This window comes from Streptomyces oryzae (genome assembly GCF_017676365.1).
GTDB classification, from domain to species: domain Bacteria; phylum Actinomycetota; class Actinomycetes; order Streptomycetales; family Streptomycetaceae; genus Streptomyces; species Streptomyces oryzae.
Genome location: NZ_JADKMA010000025.1, coordinates 1 through 18,358, shown reverse-complemented (window position 1 = coordinate 18,358; position 18,358 = coordinate 1). Strand labels below are relative to the sequence as shown.

The following is an 18,358-nucleotide window of genomic DNA, read 5'->3' as shown; positions in this document are numbered from 1 at the left end:
CTCGACGGCCTCGCGGCCGGGCGGGCGGCCGGGCCGGTGACGATCGATGCCTCCCTGCAGTGTCACCGGCCCGCTCCGCCGGCCAGCTGATCGAATCGAACGCGATGCCACAGCGACTGATCGTTCAGGCTCCTACGACCCCGTCGACGCCCTCGCGCAGAAAATCCGCGTGCCCGTTGTGGCGGGCGTACTCCAGGAGTACGTGTATCAGCACCATGCGGAGCGAGACCGCCTCGCCCCACCGAGGCTGGTACCCGGCCAGGTCGAGGGACGCGGCCTCCCGCTCGATGCGGCGTGAGAACTCGACCTCGGCCTCCCACGCCGCGAAAGCCTCGGCTCCGGTCGATGTGCGGGCATCGTAGGCGGCCTGGAAATCGACCTGTTCGGACCAGAGCATCGGGGCGGCGTTGTCGTCGAACACCCGGCGGAACCAGGCACGTTCCACCTCGGCCAGGTGCCGCACCAGACCCAGCAGCGAAGGACTCGAGGGCGGCATCGACCGCTGCCGCAGCTCCTCGTCGGTGAGCCCCTCACACTTCATGGCGAGCGTCGCTCTGTGGTAGTCGAGAAACGCCCGCAGCGTCTCGCGTTCGCCGCCGAACTTGGGCGGTCCTTCACGGCTGTCGGTCGGCATGGTGTCGCCCTTCGCAGAATGGAGGCCTCAGCAGACCGCGTTCATGTCCGCTGTCGCGCGTCGCGCACCCCCGCAATCGTCACACCCGGCCGCCGGGACCGGGCGAGGAAGCCGGGAAGGGTGCGGGCCCGGCCAGGGCGAACAGTCTCCCGTATCCGGCGACATCGTCGGTGGACGTACCGGCTGCACGCAGCATCGCCCACAGCAGCACCTGGTTCGGCGTCAGCACCGGCCGCCCCAGACGTGCCTCCAGCCGCTCGACGACGCCGACCGCGCGGAAGCCGTTGCCGCCCAGCACCACCGCGTCGGCGCTGTCCGGAACATGTGCGCTCACCCAGTCGTACAGCTCGTCAGGCCGGACCAGTGTTTGTCCGCTGGGCAGCGGACAGGGAACCGAGAACGGCACCGCGAAGCCCGCGGTCTCGTAGTAGCGCCGCCCCAGCGCGTTCAACTCCGCGTCGAACCACGGTGGATCGACCAAAGACAGCCGCGAGGCCCCCACGGTGCGCAGCGCGTCCACCATCGCCGTGCAGGTGGCGACCACGGGAATGCCTCCGGCCCGGGTGTACAGGCGCTCCAGCATCGCCTCCTCGCCCGAGGCACCGATGACGTATGCCGAACTGGTGAAGGCGAAACCGATCGCGGCCAGCGGTGCGGCGGCCAGCCGCTCGGTGGCCTCGTCCACGTACGGCGGCTCGGCGAAGGCCCGAATCGGCGCGAGGGGGATCGTCTTGTCCATCTCGCCGCCCGGTCGCATCGCGCCGAACGGCACCCGGGCGGCGTGGATGCCGACATCGGCGGGAGCCATCGCGCGGAGTTCGGATTCCGGTCCCACATCCGCGTGCGGGGTGAGCACTCCGAGTCTGACCCGCACGTTCCAGCCGTCGTTCTGCCACATCCTGTACCGCTCCTTTGCGGGCCCGCCAACAGTGGATTCCCTGCATGAGGGGAGTGTGAGAGTGAGTGTGAGCATGACGGCGTGCGGACGCGGAAGGACACGCCGCCGACACCATCGACGTGCCTCGGCTGCTCGCGCGTCCCGTCGGGGCGCGGCCGAGGGTCAGCGGGGCTCCGCGAGCAACGCGTTCAGTTCCGGGAAGGCGATGCCGCCTGTGAGGGAGCCGTAGGCGCCGGTGGTGGTGAGCTCCTGTGCCGCGCGACGGGCGGCAGCGTACGCAGCCTGCGCAACGCCCGAGCCGAGGCTGACCCGGGCCACGCCCAGAGCGCCCAGCTCGGCGACTGTCGGAGCACCAGGGCGGGCCATGACGTTCAGCGGAACGGCGATGTCTCCTGCCAGCGCCTTGATGGTGGCGCTGTCGGTGACACCTGGCACGAAGACACCGTCAGCGCCCGCGTCCACGTACGTACGCGCCCTGTCCAGGGTGTCCTGAAGCCGAACGTCCGGATCAGGATCGCCGAGTGCGCGCAGATACGTGTCGATCCGCGCGTTGAGGAAGAAGTCCACGCCCGCGCGGTCAGCAGTCTGCCGAGCAGCCGCCAGCCGCCTCGCGAGCTCTTCCGATGGCCGGGTGCCGTCCTCGATGTTGACGCCGACGGCCCCTGCCGCGAGCACCCCGTTGACGGTCTCGGCCACGTCGGCCGCGCCCTGTCCGTACCCGCCCTCGATGTCGGCGGTGACCGGAACCGCGACGGCAGCGGCGATGCGGGAAATCAGGTCGAGTGCACGTTCACGCGCGAGGGCATCCCCGTCCGGAGATCCCAGCGACCAGGCGACGCCGGCGCTGGTGGTGGCGATCGCGGGGGCACCCGCGGCCTCGATGACGCGGGCGCTCGCGACGTCCCAGGCGTTGGCGAGCGCGAGAGGTTCGCCGGGTGTGTGCAGGGAGCGGAAGAGATGGGCCTTGTCGGACTGTGTGGCGGTCATATGCGCAGTCAAGCACCGTCCGAGGGGCGCCCTCTGGCGAGAATGCGACCTCAACGCCGGTGGGCGGACGGGGACGCGGGTCCGTCCGGCCCAGCGCGCAGTTCACCGCACCGCTGCTCCGGCCGCCCCACCCCTCCCCCGCCTTCCCGCTCCTGCGTGCAGGGCTGACCGAGTGCCAGACGCGAATTGCGGGGGCTCGTAGGGAGGAACCTCTCGGCGTGGTGGCGCAGGATCGGCCGCTGCCGCGCATAAGGCTTTCTCACGGGCCCGTGAAGGGGCCCGGGTCCGTGAAGGGCCCCGCATCGTTGAATGCTTCGGAGGTCGGGATGATGTTCGGAAAGGGCCTGTTCTGTGCCGCTGTCGTCGTGGCGGCGTCCGCCGGCTCGGCCCTTGCGGCCCAGTCGGCGCCCTCGCAAAGGGTCCCGTGCACCCCACGGACGGGGTTCGCCGACTGTCAGCAAACGGTGACCAAAGGCGCCGTGAACTTCCGGGCCGCCTTCGGGGGCGGCGGCGGGGCTCTATGACGTACACAAGCGGGGAAGGGCCCGGACGTTGAGCCGGGACCTCGAGCACGGCTGACTGTCAGAGGGCGTCGGGCGATGTCTCGGCGGGCAGCGGCTGTTCGGCCCAGATGATCTTGCCGGTGGGAGTCTGACGGCTGCCCCATCGCTCGGAGACCTGGGCGACGAGCAGCAGGCCGCGCCCGCCCTCGTCGAAGACCCGGGCCCGGCGCAGATGTGGCGCGGTGCTGCTGCCGTCGGACACCTCGCAGATGAGGCTTGTGTCGTGGATCAGCCGCAGCGTGATGGGCTCCGCACCGTACCGGAGGGCGTTGGTGACCAACTCGCTGACGATCAGCTCGGTGGCGAACACCGCCTCCGCCAGCCCCCATTCGGCCATCTGCTCGCTCGCCACCTTGCGGGCCTGAGCCACGGCCGAAGGGTGCTGGGGCAGCGGCCAGGCACGCACCTTGCCCGGGTCGAACGCGGAGGTCCGAGCCAGCATCAGCACGATGTCGTCGGGGGGACGGCCCGTCAGCACGGTGCTCAGCACCTGGTCACAGGTCTCCTCCAGGGTGTCGGCCGGGTTGCTCAACGCCTGGCGCAGCAGGGTGAGCCCGGCCTCGATGTCGTGGTCGGCGGCCGTGACCAGACCGTCGGTGTAGAGGGCGAGCACGCTGTTCTCCTCCAGCTCCACCTCGACGGTCTCGAACGGCAGCCCGCCGAGGCCGAGCGGCGGCCCGCTCGGCAGATCCACGAACCGTACGCTGCCGTCGGGTGCGACCAGTGCGGGCGGCGGATGCCCGGCGCGGGCCATGGTGCAGCGGCGGGAGACCGGGTCGTACACGGCGTACACGCAGGTGGCGCCCACCTCCCCGGATGCCTCCTCCGCCCGGCTGCGCACCTCGGGGCCCTCCTCCCGGTCGAGCCTGATGACGAGGTCGTCCAGCTGGGTGAGCAGCTCGTCGGGGGCCAGGTCGACATCAGCGAGAGTCCGTACGGCGGTCCGCAGGCGGCCCATCGTGGCCGTGGCGTGAATGCCGTGGCCCACCACATCGCCCACGACCAGGGCGACCCGGGCACCGGACAGCGGGATCACATCGAACCAGTCCCCGCCGATGTCCGCCCCGGAACTGGTCGGCAGATAGCGGTACGCGACCTCCGTCGCAGGCAGACTCGGCGACCGCTCGGGCAGGAGGCTGCGCTGGAGCGCGAGCGCCGTGCGGCGTTCACGGGTGTAACGGCGGGCGTTGTCCACGCTCACCGCGGCTCTGGCGACGATCTCCTCCGCGAGCAGCAGATCGTCCTCGCTGAAGGACTCCATCGTCCGGTGCCGGACGAAGTGCACCAGACCCAGGGTCACTCCCCGGGCTCGCAGCGGCACCATCATCACCGAGTGGACCATGAACCTGGCCACGTTCGCGGCGCGGGCCGGTGAAGATCTGATCCACTCCCGCAGCCCCGGATCTTCCGGCTTGCGCCGGGTGCCCCGGCCGGCGGCCAGGGCCCGGATCTGCGGTGCCCCCACCGGGTAGAACGTCGTGTCGCCGGAAGCGACCGCCGATTCCGGGCAGCCCTCCAGCACGGACCGTTGCGCCGTGCGGCGCACGGTGACCGGCTCATCCAGCGGCACCGGCTCCGGCTCGTCACCCAGTGCGACGGACTCCAGCAGGTCCACGGTGACAAAGTCCGCGAACCCGGTCACGGCCACCTCGGCCAGCTCCTCGGCCGTCCGGGTCACGTCAAGGGTGCTGCCGATACGCGTACTGGCGTCGTTGAGCACCGCCAGGCGGCGGCGGGCCCAGTACTGCTCGGTGGTGTCGATCGCCAAAGCCGACACCCCCTGCACCGCGCCGCTCCCGTCCCGCAACGGGGAGAGGAACAGCGACCTGGCACGTGCGCGGGTCTCACCGGGGGCCTGCGCGGCGTACTCGCGGAAGAGCGTTTCCCCGGTGTGCAGGACCTGCCGGTGGAGGCGTTCGATCTCGTCGAATGGCGGGTGGGGCTCGATCTCCCACAGGGTGAGCCCTCTCATCTCCTCCTGGGTCTTGCCCAGTGCCCGGATCATCAACTCGTTGGCCGCCACGAACCGCGCTTCCCGGTCGTAGATCGCGACGGGCTGCGGGAGCTGCGCGAGCGCCCAGTCCCACAGCTCCGCCTCTCCCGGGGCGGTCGGCGCGGCAAGGGGCGTGGCCGTCACACCGGTGACGATCCAGAGAGCCTTGCCGTCCGCGTTGACCAGCGGCGTTCCTTGGAGCTGCGCGACGACCCGATGTTCGCCCCGGTGCCATAGCGACACCTCGCCCACGCACTGCCTTCCAGCGGCCATACTGCGCTGTACGGAGACAGGAAGTTCCGCGGCGAGCAGCTCGGCGGCCGGCCGGCCCACGATCTCGGCGGGTTCGTATCCGAGCAGCTGCCGGGCTCCGGCGCTCCACGCCGTGATCGTCCCAGCGGCGTCGATGACGACCGCCAGGTCCCCCGGTACGCGTCTCTCCACTCCGCCTCCAGATATGACGCGCTGCTCATGGTCTGCTACCGCGCTCCCGCTTCACCCCGGCCGGTCCGGGCGGGGCGGCTGCGGCCACTCATGTCCGAGTACCCCCTCCAGCGTCCCGCCGCACTGTCCACCGTGCCCACCGAGGCTCCCGTAGGACGGGATCCCGAAAGCTCCGCCCCGCGCGTCAGCTCCCTCTCTTGCACATCGCGCTTCGTAACCGTGCGTGATGCCTGCCCCCTGGCGGGGCCCGAAAGGGTGACGGCGAGCGGGGTCCCGTGGGGAGGCCGGGGTTCAGGGGGTCCGGGTGTGGTGGTCCAGCAGGCGGGTGAGCAGCTGCACGAGCTGGTCGCGTTCGGCGGGATTCAGCGGGGCGAGCAGTTCGTCGTGCAGGTCGTCGAGGACCCTGTCCAGGCGGCGGAGTTGCCGGCGGCCCGGCGCGGAGATGGTGACGATGTTGCGGCGCTGGTCGGCGGGGTCCGGCGTCCGCTCGACGAGGTCGCGCTCGGCGAGTTCGTTGAGGACGCCGACCATGTCGCTGCGGTAGATGCCAGTGCGGCGGCTCAGCGCCGCCTGGCTGCCCGGCCCGTATTCGTGCAGTGAGGCGAGCACGGCGTAGTGCCACTTGCGGGCGTCGACCCGGGCCAGTCCCTCGTTGATCAACCGGTCCGACCGCGCGGTCAGCTGCGACAGCAGACGACTCGCCCGTCGGCGCAGCCTGCCAGGCGTCCTCGGCTCGCCGTCGTCCGGCTGGTCCCCGGCTTCGGCTGTGGTCATGGCGCCACCTCTGTCATTGCGTTAGTCAGACTAACGATGTACGTTCGCTCGCGCCGAGAACGTTAGTGCAATGAACGTTGACCGAGTGAAGCCCCAGGAAGGACGAACTTGCCCACCAGGACACTGCGGATTCCCACCACGGACGGCCAGGCCGACGCCTTCGCCGCCTTCCCCGACGGCGGCGGGCGGCACCCGGGGGTGCTGCTGTACTCGGACGCCTTCGGCGTACGGCCCGAGCTGGAGAACAGGGCCCGCGAACTGGCCGGGCACGGGTACTACGTGCTCGTCCCCAACCTCTACTACCGGCACGGCCCGGCACCGGTGACCGAACTCCCCGCGCACATCGGAGAAGAGATCCGGCCCTCCGTCATCGACCGGCTGATGCCCTTCATCGAGGCGCTCACCACCGAACGGATCCTGCGCGACGCCGACGCCTACCTCGGGTTCCTCACCACACAGCCCGAGGTCACCGCCGGGCCGGTTGCCGCGCTCGGCTACTGCATGGGCCCCGCCTTGGCCCTGCGCACCGCAGCCGCCCACCCCGACCAGGTGGCGGCTGTCGCCGGATTCCACCCCGGCTTCCTGGTCACCGAGGCTCCCGACAGCCCGCACCGCCTCATCCCCGCGATCAAGGCCGAAATCCACCTCGGTCTCTCCGAGAACGACATGTCCGCCGAAGCCGTGACCGAACTCAACCGGGCCCTGGATGCCGCGGGTGCCGACTACACCTGCGAGGTCCACCCCGGCACCGTCCATGGCTTCACCATGTCCGACACGGACGCCTTCAACCCGTCCGCGACGCAGCACCACTGGGACCGCCTGCTGCCCCTCCTGCGCCGCACGCTGGGCAACAGCTGATGCTCCGGGCTCCCGGAAACCAAAACCGAAACAACCGGAGCAACGGCGCTCAGTTGAGGGGTACGAAGTTGCGTTTGCCGGTGACGGGGTCGGGGGCGCCGAGGTATTGCTGGTCGACAACGCGGTCGCTCTTCCCCCCAGCCGTGGCCTCGAAGCCGAAGGGGATGCCCTCGACCGTGAACCTTGCGCCCAGCTTCAGCTCGGATGCCTTGCCCTTGTAGGAGACGGCGCTGACCTGCCCACGGTTGTGTGCCAGCCTGGCGAACAGATCCGCGTCGGGAGCGGGAGCCCTGGAGGGCACGACAGGGCTGGCCAGAGCGGCAGGGGGCGGCGCGTTGAGCCACTTTCGCGCCGCCGCCTGTTCCTCGGGGTTCGCACCGATCGGCACATTCACCGTGACCACGTGGGTGTTGGTGCGCCCTTCTTTGTACGTGCCGGAGGCGCCTGCCTTCTCGCCGCCGAGTTCGCCGCCGAACGCTCCGCCGAGCTTTCCTTCCACGGTCTGGATGAGCCGGACCGTGGTGATGTTGGTGTTGGGGTCGGGGTTGTTCTTGTCCCGGACCACCTGGATCGTGCCGTTGACGACCGCGCCGAACTCGGCCTTCACGATTTTCCCTCTGACGAGCGAGGGTTCCACGGTGAAGTCCCTGCTCTGCGTCACCGAGGGCCGCTGGGGGTCCATCGTGCTGGTAATGGTGGAGAGGTTGCCTCCGAACTTGATCCCGGGGGTCAGATTTCCGGCACCGATCGATGCATTGACCTCGACACCCGCAGTGGTGACCTTGATCTTCGGCTGACCGATCCGTTCCAGCACCGTGGGGAGCCGCAGCTTGGCCCAGACGGCGCCGGCCAGGTTTCTGTTCTGCTCCGTGTGCAGCATGAACGCCTCGTCGAGGTCCTTTTGGAGCTGGTCGGCTTCCGACTTGCTCTTGAACACCCAGGTGTCGCCGACCTCCCACTTCACCGTGCCACCGATTGAGACCCCCTTCTTGTCCGTCTTGAGTCCCGCCTGATCGTTGGCGATCAAGGTGACGCGGTAGGTGCCGTCACTCATCTGCTCCTTGCGGAGGGCGAAGCCCTCGCCGATCTCGAAGATGCCGAGTGAGAGCTTGGTGCCGCCCGAACTCTCCTGGCTGGACGTCTTGTAGGGCACCACCTTGAAGTAGGCCAGCTGCGTGGCCCGCTGCAGCACGTCCGCGGGCAGCCCTTTGAGCGTCTCCAGCGACTCCGGTTTCAGATACAGATACTGCTCGCGCTGCGCGGGCGTCAGTCCGGCCCACCACTTGGCGATCGCCTGCTCACCGGCGTTCGGCTTCGGTACGGCGTTGAGGTCTACCGGTTCGACGGCCAGCAGGGCAGCCGCGTCCAGCGTGACGGAGGCAGGAGCTGCCTTCCGGACCTGCTCCAGCCGGTCGCAGCGGGCCCGGATGTCGGCCGCGGTCTGTCTGAGAAACGGGTCGACCGAGCCCGGCAGCGGCCCGCCCGCAAGTGCCTCGCCCTGCGTCCTGGGTCCCGGGAGGTAGCCCGTCGGAATGCCGTACACACTCGAGATCGGAATCCCGCCCGTGGCCACCGGCACCCCCGGGTTGTCCACCAGCGGCTGCAGCTCAGGGCTCGTACTCGCCTTCTGTGGCGCCATATCGGCCGCTGCGGACTCCAGAATCTGCGACAGCTGACGGTGCATCGGCACCATCGAGCCCGCCACCGAGTCCAGATGGCCTGCCAATTCCCGGACCCGCGCCGGGTCGAAGCCCTGGAAACCGCCCATCAGTCACCTCCCGTCGGAGCTGCGGCGACGCCCCCGCGCCCGCGCCTCCCCCGCCTCGTCGTCCCCATCTTTCCGGGAAACCCTGCCCGGCGCCTTAGCACAGAGCGCCAGGATGACGTTGCGCTGTCAGTTGTCGCCGGCTACGCGTCGGCCCCCGTGACCAGGACCTTCGCATGTGCCGGGTCCAGCGCGGAGGCGAAGGCCTGGCCCGCGTCCGCCAAGTCGTAGGTGGCGGTGACGATTTCGCCGGCGTCGACGGCGCCCGAGGAGATGAGCCTGATGGCGGTGCGGTAGTCCTCGGCGGTGTACATCAGGGTGCCTTCGATGCGGATCTCCCGGTCCTGGACCAGGTCCAGCCGGATCGGGGTCGTCCCGGCGGCTCCTACGCCCACGACGACGATGTGGCCCCCCTTGGCCACGAGGTCCACGGCCTGTGCCATGGACTGCTCACGGGCCACGCAGTCGAAGACGACGTCGGCGGGTCCGCCGAGTGCCGAGTGGACCTTCCCGGCCAAGTCGTGGGCGTCGGCGGGCAGGGCCGCTGTGGCGCCGAGGCGCAGTGCCCGGTCCCGTTTGGCCTCCAGCAGGTCGGTGACGGCAATCCGGGCGGCGCCGGCGTGCCGGGCGGCGACGAGGGTGAGCAGGCCGATGGGCCCGGCGCCGAGGACGGCGACCGTGCGGCCGGTCAGGTCCCCGGCCTTCGCCACGGCGTGTACCGGGGTGGCCAGCGGCTCGACCAGTGCCGCCTCGATGTCGCTCATGCTGTCGGGGACGCGGTGGACGCGGTCGGCGGCGATGGTGAACAGGTCCGCCATGGCGCCGGGCGTCTGGCAGCCGAAGACCTTCAGCTCCTGGCAGATGTTGTAGCGGCCGGAGCGGCACTGCGTACACGTACCGCAGTACAGGTTGGGTTCGACGATCACCCGGTCGCCGGGGGCGAACTCCTCGACCCCCTCCCCCGCCCCGGCCACGACGCCGACCGCTTCATGGCCGGGCCGGTAGGGCAGCTCGATGAACGGGTGGTGCCCGGCCGCTGCATGGGTGTCGGAGCCGCACACCCCGACGACCGCCGTACGGACCAGGAGCTCGCCGCTTCCGGGGACGGGGGCCGGCACCTGCTCGATGGTGATGTCGTCGAGGGAGCGGACGAGTACGCGGCGGATCTGCTGGGACATGGGAGCCTTCCGTTCGGCTGTGGGGACGTTGGTGTGGTGGCGAGGCCGGGCTGGGTCCGGGTCCCGGGTCCGGCGGCCGATGCCCGCCGGAAACGGACGATCGCCTCCGGAAATCCCATCAGGGAGACGATCGCTGGTGAAGACGCGGGGCGATGACGCCGGTCGCGTCGATGACCGGGGCCCAGCGGTAAGGCGGCTCCGCCGAACGATCATGGTTGGTAGCCTCGCCGGATGACTGCGACCTTCGACGAAACTGTCCGCGCCCGGCTCCGAGCCCCCAACGTCTGGTACGTCGGTACCGTGTTCGCCGATGGAGCGCCGCAGGTCAGCCCGATGTGGGTGGACTTGGAGGGAGAGGGTGAGCTCACCTTCAACACCTCGGTGGGCCGGGTGAAGGAGGAGAACCTGCGCCGCGACCCCCGCGTCTATCTCTCGCACGCGGACGCCACCGACCCCTTCGACCGGGTGCAGATCAGCGGCGAGGTCTCCCGTTTCGTGGAGGGCGAGGAAGCACACGACCGGATGGACCGGCTGGCCCGGAAGTACCTGGGCAGCGAGCGGTTCGAGTGGCTGATGCCCGGCGAACAGCGCGTCGCGGTGATCGTTCGTCCGGTCAAGGTGCGGCACATCGTCGGGGTGGAGCGGTTCCGGCCGGGCGGCCCCGTCCCCGCTCCCTGACCACCGCCCGCTGCCGGTCGTCAGCCCCGCACTCCCTGCCCGGAGAGCGACACGGGTCCGAAGGGCTGAACGGTCCGAGGGGACAGCCACGATCTGCCGCGTGCCGGTGCCCGCATGCTAGGAAGGACGCATGCCCGCGCACGAGCGATACGACGCCGTCGTCGTCGGCGGCGGCCACAACGGCCTGGTCGCCGCCGCCTATCTCGCCCGAGCGGGCCGCACCGTGCTGGTGCTGGAACGCCTGGGCACCACGGGCGGCGCCGCCGTCTCCACGCGCCCCTTCGCCGGGGTGGACGCGCGGCTGTCCCGCTACTCGTACCTCGTGAGCCTGCTCCCGCAGAAGATCGTCCGGGATCTGGGGCTCAACTTCACCCTCCGCAAACGCACGGTGTCCTCCTACACCCCGGCCCGCCGCGACGGCCGCCCGACGGGGCTGCTCGTCGGCGGCGGCCCCGACCGTACGAGGGAGTCGTTCGAACGGCTCACGGGCGGCACTGCCGAGTACACCGCGTGGGAGAGCTTCTACGGGATGACCCGGCGCGTGGCCGAGCGCGTCTTCCCGACCCTGACGGAGCCGCTGCCCACCCGGGAGGAGCTGCGCCGCCGCGTCGACGATCCCGCAGCCTGGCGCATGCTGTTCGAAGAACCCGTCGGCGACGCGATCGAGGCGTACTTCAGCGACGACCTGGTCCGCGGCGTGGTGCTCACGGACGCGCTCATCGGCACCTTCGCGGACGCCCACGACCCGTCCCTCAGACAGAACCGGTGCCTCCTCTACCACGTGATCGGCAACGGCACCGGCGACTGGGACGTGCCCGTCGGCGGTATGGGCGCCCTCACAGACGCGCTGGCCGCGGCCGCGCGGTCGGCGGGCGCCGAGCTGGTCACCGGTCACCAGGTGACCAGCGTCAGGACCGACGGGCGGCAGCACGCCGAGGTGACGTACCGGACGCCGGACGCCGAAGGCACCGTAACCGCCCGCCACGTCCTGGTGAACGCCTCGCCCCGGGAGCTCGCCGCGCTGCTGGACGAGGAGCCGCCCGCTCCCGCCGAGGGAGCCCAGCTCAAGGTCAACATGCTGCTGAAGCGGCTGCCGAAGCTCCGCGACCCGGCCGTCGATGCGCGAGAGGCGTTCGCGGGCACCTTCCACATCGCCGAGGGATACGACCAGTTGGCCGCCGCGTACGCCGACGCCGACGCGGGCCGGCTGCCCGCCGCCCCGCCCTCGGAGATCTACTGCCACTCGCTCACGGACCCCAGCATCCTCGGCCCTGAGCTCGCCGAACGGGGCTGCCACACCCTCACCCTCTTCGGCCTGCACACCCCGGCCCGCCTGTTCACCCGCGACAACGACGCCGTGCGGGACGCGTTGCTGGACTCGACCCTGGCCCAGCTCGACGCCCATCTCGCCGAGCCGCTTGCGGACTGTCTGGCCCTCGACGCCGACGGCAGACCGTGCATCGAGGCCAAGACCCCACTCGACCTGGACCGCGAACTCGGCCTTCCCGGCGGCAACATCTTCCACCGCGAGCTCGCCTTCCCGCACGCTCAGGACGGCACCGGTCGCTGGGGTGCGGAGACCCGGCACGCCAACGTCCTGCTCTGCGGCGCGGGCGCCGTACGCGGCGGAGGCGTCAGCGGCATCCCGGGCCACAACGCGGCCATGGCCGTACTGGGACGCTGACGAGCCGGCGCGGGGCCGGAACCACCCGCACTGGAACTACCACGGCACCGCTCCGTTGTCGTTGAAGAAGCCGCCGGTGGGCCCGTCGCCGGGCAGTGTGGCCAGGTCCACGATGATGCGGGCTCCCTCGGCCACCGTGCGGGTGCCGCGGTGTCCGGTCATGTCGGTGGCGGTGTAGCCCGGCGTGGCCGAATTGATCTTGATGTGTGACAGGGCGTCGTTCCCGCGGAACGCCATCGCGTACTGGACGGTGAGCATGTTCAGCGCCGCCTTCGAGGAGGAGTAGGCCATCCGCATGCCGGCGTCGCCGCCGAAGTAGGTGCCACCGCTGGTCAATGTCATCGACGCGGTGGTGCTGGAGACGTTCACGATGCGCGGTGCCCGGGACCTGCCGAGCAGCGGCAGCATGGTCTGGATCATGGTGACCGCACCGAAGACATTGACCTCGTAGGTGCGCCGCATCTCGATGGCGGTGGTGCGCTCCGCACTCCGGTCGACGACCGTTCCCGCGTTGTTGACCAGCACATCCAGCCGCCCGTACGCGCCCTCCAGCCGTTCGGCAACCTCCTGGACACTGCCGGTGTCGGCGACGTCGAGCCGCACCGGAAGCGGCCGGACTCCCCCTTCGGCCAGCTCGTCGGCGGCGGCCTGGCCCCGCTCGGCGTCGCGGCTTCCGAGAACAACGGTGAACCCGCGCGCGGCGAGCTGCCGAGCGGTCTCCTTTCCCAGCCCCTTGTTCGCCCCTGTCACCAGCGCCACTGGGTCTTCGGTCAACTCCGGGCACCTCCCTCGTCGTTCAGCTCGGAAGCGGTCGTCCGGGCCGAGCCAGACGGCCATCGATTGATGATACGAGCTGTATCACATGAAACAACCTGTATCATGAAGTCGTGGAACAGGACGAGCCGCCGGCAGGGCACGCGAGAGATGAAGGACTCCGCGCACTCGGGGTGCAGCGCACGAGGCAGCGCATCCTCACCGCCGCCCGGCACCACCTGATCGCCGTCGGCTACCGCAGTCTCAGCCTCGAACAGGTCGCCACGGACGCCGAGGTCACCCGCGTGACCATCTACCGGCAGTTCGGCTCGAAACTCGGTCTGCTCGACGCGGTGGCCGAGGACCTCGCCCAGCGCGCCGGAGTGGTGGCCGGCATGCACGCGGCAGCCGCTCTCGACGACCCGGTTGCCGCCTTCCGCGCCATGGTTTCCGAGACCTGCCGCTTCTGGAACACCGACCCGGACCTGTTCCGGCGTCTGGTCAGCCTCTCCGCGGTCGATCCGGAAGCACACCGGGTCATCAGCAGCCGGGAGCAGTGGCGCGTCGGCCAGGTGGCCGAGTTCGTCGCCCGGCTCGCCGAAGCCGACCGGCTGCGCAGCCCGTTCGGCCCGGACGACGCCGGCGTCACGGTCGCGGCCACCACCAGCTTCACCACCTGCGACGACATCGCCACCCGGCTCCTCATCGACCACGACCGGCTCGACAACCTCCTGCTGCCGATGCTGAACGGGGTCGTACGGCTCGGCCGGCACTGAGCGTTGTTTCCGCAGCCGGGAGTTGAAACGGCCCGGCCAGGGGCGGAGCTACTTCAGATCGGCGAGGAGGCCGTCGAGAGCCGCCTTCAGGGCTTCGGCGCTGGAGGGGATGGTCCGGACCAGCGGGGCGTCGGTGGCGAGCAGCTGCCGGAGGTCGTCGTTGCCGACGCCGGCCATCACGTTGACCACCACCTGGCAGAGGGGCTTGGCCGCGAGGTTCACATCGATCCCGGCGAGGTCGAGAACCGAGCCGCTCAGCGGCGCGGCCGGGAAGCTGACAACCACCTCAGCAGCCACAGCCGTTACGCAGCGGCGACGGCACTCCGCAACGGCCGAACCAGCGTTCCAGCCTTGGCTAACCTGCACGGGTGACCACCGTTCTCACCCTGCTGCCCCGCGTCGCCTACCGCGGACAGGAGATCACCGCGCCCCGGATCCGCGGTCTCCTCGCGCTGCTGGCGGGTGACTTGCGCACCGGCTGCAGCACCGAGCGGCTGGTGGCGGGGCTGTGGCCGGAGGCGTTGCCGGAGCGGCCGGGGAAGGCGGTGCAGGTCCTGGTGTCCAGGGTGCGGGCGCAGTTGGACGCCGACGTCGTCGTGAGCACGCCGACGGGATACCGGCTCGGGCTCGCCGAGGACCAGGTCGACAGCTCAGCGCTGCTGCTGCACGCCACCGCCGGCGCGGACCGGGCCAGGGCCGGGGACCACGCCGGAGCGCTGGCTGCGGCCGAGGCCGGGCTGGCGCTGTGGGAGGGCACCCCAGAGGGGGCAGGGAACACCGGCGACCCCGTGGCCGCGTTGCGCGCCGAACGCGCCCCCGTCCGCGCCAGGTTGGTCCGCACGCAGGCGCTCGCGCTGGCCCGCCTCGGGCGGCACGCGGAGGCCGCCGGGCTGCTGGCCGTGGCGGCCGCGGAGCATCCTCGCGACGAGGAAGTCCTCGCGGAACTGCTGCGCAGCGAGGCGGCGACGGCGGGCCCGTCCGCCGCGCTGATGCGGTACGAGACCTACCGCCGTGAGCTGCGCGACGAACTCGGCACGGACCCCGGCGCCGGGCTGCAGGCCGTACAGCGGGAGCTGCTGCACGGCGAGTCGCCCACCGTCAGGCACGGCGTGCCGCACGAGCCGAACCCGCTTCTGGGCCGGGAAGGGGACATCGCGGCGGTGGAACAGCTGTTGCGCGCCTCCCGCGCCGTCACCGTCGTCGGCACCGGCGGCCTCGGCAAGACCCGGCTCGCGCACGCCGTCAGCCGCCGGGCCGAGCAGCGCGTGGTGTATTCCGTACCGCTCGCCGGCGTCACGGCGGACGAGGACGTGGCCGCCGAGGTGGCCTCCGCGCTCGGTGCCGGCGAGGGGCGGCCCGGCGCGAGGGGCGGGCACCTCCCGGCCGACCCGGTGCCCGGCATCCTCGGAGTGCTCGGCTCGGGACCCGCGCTGCTGGTGCTGGACAACTGCGAGCAGGTCGTCCGGGGCGCCGCCGACCTGGTGCAGGCCCTGGTCTCGTCCGCGCAGGAGCTGCGGGTGCTGGCGACCAGCCGGGCCCCGCTCGGCCTGACGTCGGAGGCGGTGTACGCGCTGCCGGAGCTGGGCCTTGCCACCTCCGTCGAGCTGTTCACCCAGCGGGCCCGTGCCGCCCGGCCCGGCGTGCAGCTGCCGCCGGACGCGGTGGCCGGGCTGTGCCGCCAGCTCGACGGGCTGCCGCTCGCCGTCGAGCTGGCCGCGGCGCGGGTGCGGGTGCTTTCGGTGCCGGAGATCGCCCGCCGCCTCGGCGACCGGTTCGCGCTGCTGCGCGGCGGGGTGCGCGGCGTTCCTGAGCGCCATCGCACACTGCACGCGGTCGTGGAGTGGAGCTGGAACCTGCTCGCGGACGACGCCCGCGCCGCGCTGCGCACCCTGTCCGTCTTCCCCGGCGGCTTCCAGGCCGATGCGGCGGAGCACGTCCTCGGCGAGGACGCGCTGTTCCTCCTCGAGCAGTTGGCGGGTCAGTCGCTGCTCACCGTCGCCGACACCCCGGCCGGCGTGCGGTTCCGGATGCTGGAGACCGTACGGGAGTTCAGCGCGGCCCGGCGTGCGGAGGCGGGCGAGGACGAGGAGGCCGTCAGCCGGTTCCTCGCCTGGGCGCGGGACTTCGGGGTCGCGCACCACGACGTACTCCTCGGCTCGCACCCTTCGGCCTTCTGGGAGCTGATCAAGGCCGAGCAGGACAACCTCGTGGCGGCGTTGCGGTACGCGACAGCCCGCACGGACGGTCCCGCCACCGCCGCCGTCACCGCCGTCCTCGCCGCCCTGTGGTCCACCGACTCCAACTACCCCCGCCTCGCCGCGCTCGCCGCCGACACCGCGTCGCCGCTGTCCCACTACCGCCCCGAGCCCGCGTACGTCGAAGTCGCGCGCGCCGCCGCGGTGCTGTGCCTGGTGAGCCTCTTCATGGACTCCGGCCCACGCGTCGCACGCCACCTCGTCACCCTCCGCCGGCTGCCCCCGGCACCGCCGGACACGCTGGTGCGCGCGACCGCAGTGGTGCTGAGCGCGGGCCCCGAGATGCTGCCGCCCGGCTATGCCGTGCTGCGGGAGCTCTGCGACAGCGAGCAGCCGCTGGTCGCCGCCGTCGCCGAGGGCTTCGCCACCTATGTGTGGGAGCACGAGCACGACATCGACGGCGCACTCGCCGCCGCTCGCCGGATGGTCGCCGCACTGGCGCCGATCGACAACCCGGTCCTGCAGGTCTTGGGCTACTCCCGGCTGAGCGAGCTGTGCCTCAAGACAGGTCTGGGCGAGGCCGCGTACGGGTACCTCGAGGCAGCGCGTGAGGCGCTGCCCCGGCTCGGCGACGAGAGCGACTACATCGGGATCCGCCAAGGGCTGGCCCTCGCCTGCCTGCAGCGCGGGGACCCCGACGAGGCCGAGCACTGGCTGCGCCAGGCGGAGCGCGACGGCGCCGCGTGGATGGACGCCTTCTACAGCCCTGACCTCGGCGTGCGCGCCGAGATCGCGCTCGCCCGCGGGCTGACGGAGACCGGCCTCGATCTGTGGCGCCGCGCCATGGCACGGCTGCCCGTGACGGCCGCGCCGCACACCGGCGACCCGTGGCTCGACCCGTGGGCGCTGCAGATCCAGGCGGCGGCGGTGACGGCGCACGCGTACGCCGGCCGGCCCGGACTCGTCGCCGACGCGGTCGGCCGGCTGCGGGCACTGCTCTCCGATCCGCTCTGTACGTCCCTGGAGCTCCCCGTGCGGGGGACGGTGCTGCACGCGCTCGGCATGGCGGGGCTGACGGCCGGGGACAGCGCTGCCGTACGGATGATCGCGCTGGCCGAACGGCTGCGGGTGCTGCGCGAGTTCCAGCCGACCATGTCGGCGGCCCGCGCCCGGCAGGCGGCCGAGGTCGCCGACCGGACGGCGTACGCCGACGCGGTGTCGGAGTACGCCGCCCTGGACCCGGATGAGCTGCGGGATGCGGCCCGCGCACTCACTGCGGGTCGCGGTTGAACAGCGACTTCGACCAGGAGTAGCCGAGCCCGGTCAGCCCCAGGCACCAGACGATCGCGATCCACCCGCTGTTGCCGATCCCGGTGCCGAGCAGCAGCCCGCGCAGGGTCTCGATGGCCGGGGTGAAGGGCTGGTACTCGGCGATCGGCTGGAACCAGCCCGGCATCGCGTCGACCGGCACGAAGGCGCTCGAAATGAACGGCAGCACGATCAGGGGCATCGCATTGTTGCTGGCGGCCTCGGCGTTCGGACTGGCCAGGCCCATCCCGACGGCCATCGAGGTGAACGCCACGGCGACCAGCGCGAGCAGCCCGAATGCCGCCAGCCACTCCACAACCGTGGCGCCGGTGGCCCTGAAGCCGACGGCCACGCCGACGGCGCCGACGAGGACCACGCTGACGAGCGCTTGCAGCACGCTGCCGACGACGTGCCCGATGAGCACGGCCTCACGATGGATCGCCATCGTGCGGAAGCGGGCCATGATCCCCTCGGTCATGTCCATACAAACGGAGATCGCGGTCCCTGCCGGGATGGCGCCGATGGTCATCAGCAGAATCCCCGGCACGAGATAGGCGATGTACGCGGAGCGATCGGCGCCGCCGCCACGCATGCCCGCGCTCATCACGTCGCCGAAGACGTAGACAAAGAGCAACAGCAGGACGATCGGGGTGAGCAGGACGTTGAGGGTGAGGGAGGGGTAGCGCCGCGCGTGCAGCAGGTTGCGGCGCAGCATCGTGGACGAGTCGCGGACGGCGAGGGACAGGGCGCTCATCGGACGGTCTCCTTGGGCTGGTGGGGGAGGTTGGTGCCGCTGGTCAGGGCGAAGAACACGTCGTCGAGGTCGGGGGTGTGCACGGTCAGCTCGTCCGCCTCGATACCGGCCGAGTC

Annotated in this window: 15 protein-coding genes and 1 pseudogene; 5 read left to right on the top strand and 11 right to left on the bottom strand. The window is 71.2% G+C overall.

Annotated elements, in window-relative coordinates; translation table 11 throughout:
* Nucleotides 1-124 precede the first annotated feature (124 nt).
* From ITI46_RS07550 to ITI46_RS07530, 5 genes are all read right to left on the bottom strand, one after another.
* A complete protein-coding gene (locus ITI46_RS07550) occupies nt 125-634 on the bottom strand; it encodes a DinB family protein (RefSeq protein WP_209238645.1) in 510 nt (169 codons plus the stop codon).
* A gap of 79 nt (nt 635-713) precedes the next feature.
* Nucleotides 714-1,532, bottom strand: a complete 819-nt coding sequence (locus ITI46_RS07545) for a maleate cis-trans isomerase family protein (RefSeq protein WP_209238644.1) — start codon at nt 1,530-1,532, stop codon at nt 714-716.
* A 162-nt stretch (nt 1,533-1,694) separates the two neighbouring features.
* The gene (locus tag ITI46_RS07540; protein ID WP_209238643.1) at nt 1,695-2,519 is read right to left on the bottom strand and encodes an isocitrate lyase/PEP mutase family protein; all 825 of its coding nucleotides are present in this window, start codon (nt 2,517-2,519) and stop codon (nt 1,695-1,697) included.
* 582 nt (nt 2,520-3,101) lie between these two features.
* Nucleotides 3,102-5,519 (bottom strand): SpoIIE family protein phosphatase, encoded by a 2,418-nt coding sequence (locus ITI46_RS07535; RefSeq protein ID WP_209238642.1) that lies wholly within the window; start codon nt 5,517-5,519, stop codon nt 3,102-3,104.
* 291 nt (nt 5,520-5,810) lie between these two features.
* Nucleotides 5,811-6,293, bottom strand: a complete 483-nt coding sequence (locus tag ITI46_RS07530; RefSeq protein WP_209238641.1) for a MarR family winged helix-turn-helix transcriptional regulator — start codon at nt 6,291-6,293, stop codon at nt 5,811-5,813.
* 108 nt (nt 6,294-6,401) lie between these two features.
* On the opposite strand from ITI46_RS07530, the gene ITI46_RS07525 reads away from it, so the two are divergent.
* A complete protein-coding gene (locus ITI46_RS07525; RefSeq protein ID WP_209238640.1) occupies nt 6,402-7,151 on the top strand; it encodes a dienelactone hydrolase family protein in 750 nt (249 codons plus the stop codon).
* A gap of 49 nt (nt 7,152-7,200) precedes the next feature.
* Here the strand turns inward: ITI46_RS07525 and ITI46_RS07520 are convergent, their stop codons facing one another.
* Both ITI46_RS07520 and ITI46_RS07515 read right to left on the bottom strand, forming a co-directional pair.
* On the bottom strand, nt 7,201-8,919 hold the full coding sequence (locus ITI46_RS07520; protein ID WP_209238639.1) for a hypothetical protein: 1,719 nt from the start codon (nt 8,917-8,919) through the stop codon (nt 7,201-7,203).
* 140 nt (nt 8,920-9,059) lie between these two features.
* On the bottom strand, nt 9,060-10,094 hold the full coding sequence (locus tag ITI46_RS07515) for a zinc-dependent alcohol dehydrogenase (RefSeq protein WP_209238638.1): 1,035 nt from the start codon (nt 10,092-10,094) through the stop codon (nt 9,060-9,062).
* A 231-nt stretch (nt 10,095-10,325) separates the two neighbouring features.
* On the opposite strand from ITI46_RS07515, the gene ITI46_RS07510 reads away from it, so the two are divergent.
* Both ITI46_RS07510 and ITI46_RS07505 read left to right on the top strand, forming a co-directional pair.
* On the top strand, nt 10,326-10,772 hold the full coding sequence (locus ITI46_RS07510) for a TIGR03618 family F420-dependent PPOX class oxidoreductase (RefSeq protein WP_209238637.1): 447 nt from the start codon (nt 10,326-10,328) through the stop codon (nt 10,770-10,772).
* A 130-nt stretch (nt 10,773-10,902) separates the two neighbouring features.
* Complete coding sequence (locus tag ITI46_RS07505) at nt 10,903-12,456, top strand: phytoene desaturase family protein (RefSeq protein ID WP_209238636.1); 1,554 nt, start codon at nt 10,903-10,905, stop codon at nt 12,454-12,456.
* A gap of 36 nt (nt 12,457-12,492) precedes the next feature.
* Here the strand turns inward: ITI46_RS07505 and ITI46_RS07500 are convergent, their stop codons facing one another.
* Nucleotides 12,493-13,230, bottom strand: a complete 738-nt coding sequence (locus ITI46_RS07500; protein WP_247745624.1) for an SDR family oxidoreductase — start codon at nt 13,228-13,230, stop codon at nt 12,493-12,495.
* Nucleotides 13,231-13,343: 113 nt separating this feature from the next.
* Between ITI46_RS07500 and ITI46_RS07495 the strand changes: the two genes are divergently transcribed.
* The gene (locus tag ITI46_RS07495) at nt 13,344-13,985 is read left to right on the top strand and encodes a TetR/AcrR family transcriptional regulator (protein ID WP_209238634.1); all 642 of its coding nucleotides are present in this window, start codon (nt 13,344-13,346) and stop codon (nt 13,983-13,985) included.
* Between the two features lie 48 nt (nt 13,986-14,033).
* Here ITI46_RS07495 and ITI46_RS07490 read toward each other — a convergent pair whose 3' ends face one another.
* Complete coding sequence (locus ITI46_RS07490; RefSeq protein WP_209238633.1) at nt 14,034-14,282, bottom strand: hypothetical protein; 249 nt, start codon at nt 14,280-14,282, stop codon at nt 14,034-14,036.
* Between the two features lie 71 nt (nt 14,283-14,353).
* Between ITI46_RS07490 and ITI46_RS07485 the strand changes: the two genes are divergently transcribed.
* Nucleotides 14,354-17,470: an ATP-binding protein gene (locus tag ITI46_RS07485; protein ID WP_209238632.1), complete on the top strand. Its 3,117-nt coding sequence runs from the start codon at nt 14,354-14,356 to the stop codon at nt 17,468-17,470.
* On the opposite strand, the gene ITI46_RS07480 is transcribed toward ITI46_RS07485, so the two are convergent.
* A complete protein-coding gene (locus ITI46_RS07480) occupies nt 17,451-18,242 on the bottom strand; it encodes an ABC transporter permease (RefSeq protein WP_209238631.1) in 792 nt (263 codons plus the stop codon). The two genes, ITI46_RS07485 and ITI46_RS07480, sit on opposite strands and share 20 nt — an antisense overlap.
* Nucleotides 18,239-18,358, bottom strand: a pseudogene (locus tag ITI46_RS34640) (ABC transporter); the annotation flags it as partial. The pseudogene ITI46_RS34640 and the gene ITI46_RS07480, both read right to left, overlap by 4 nt.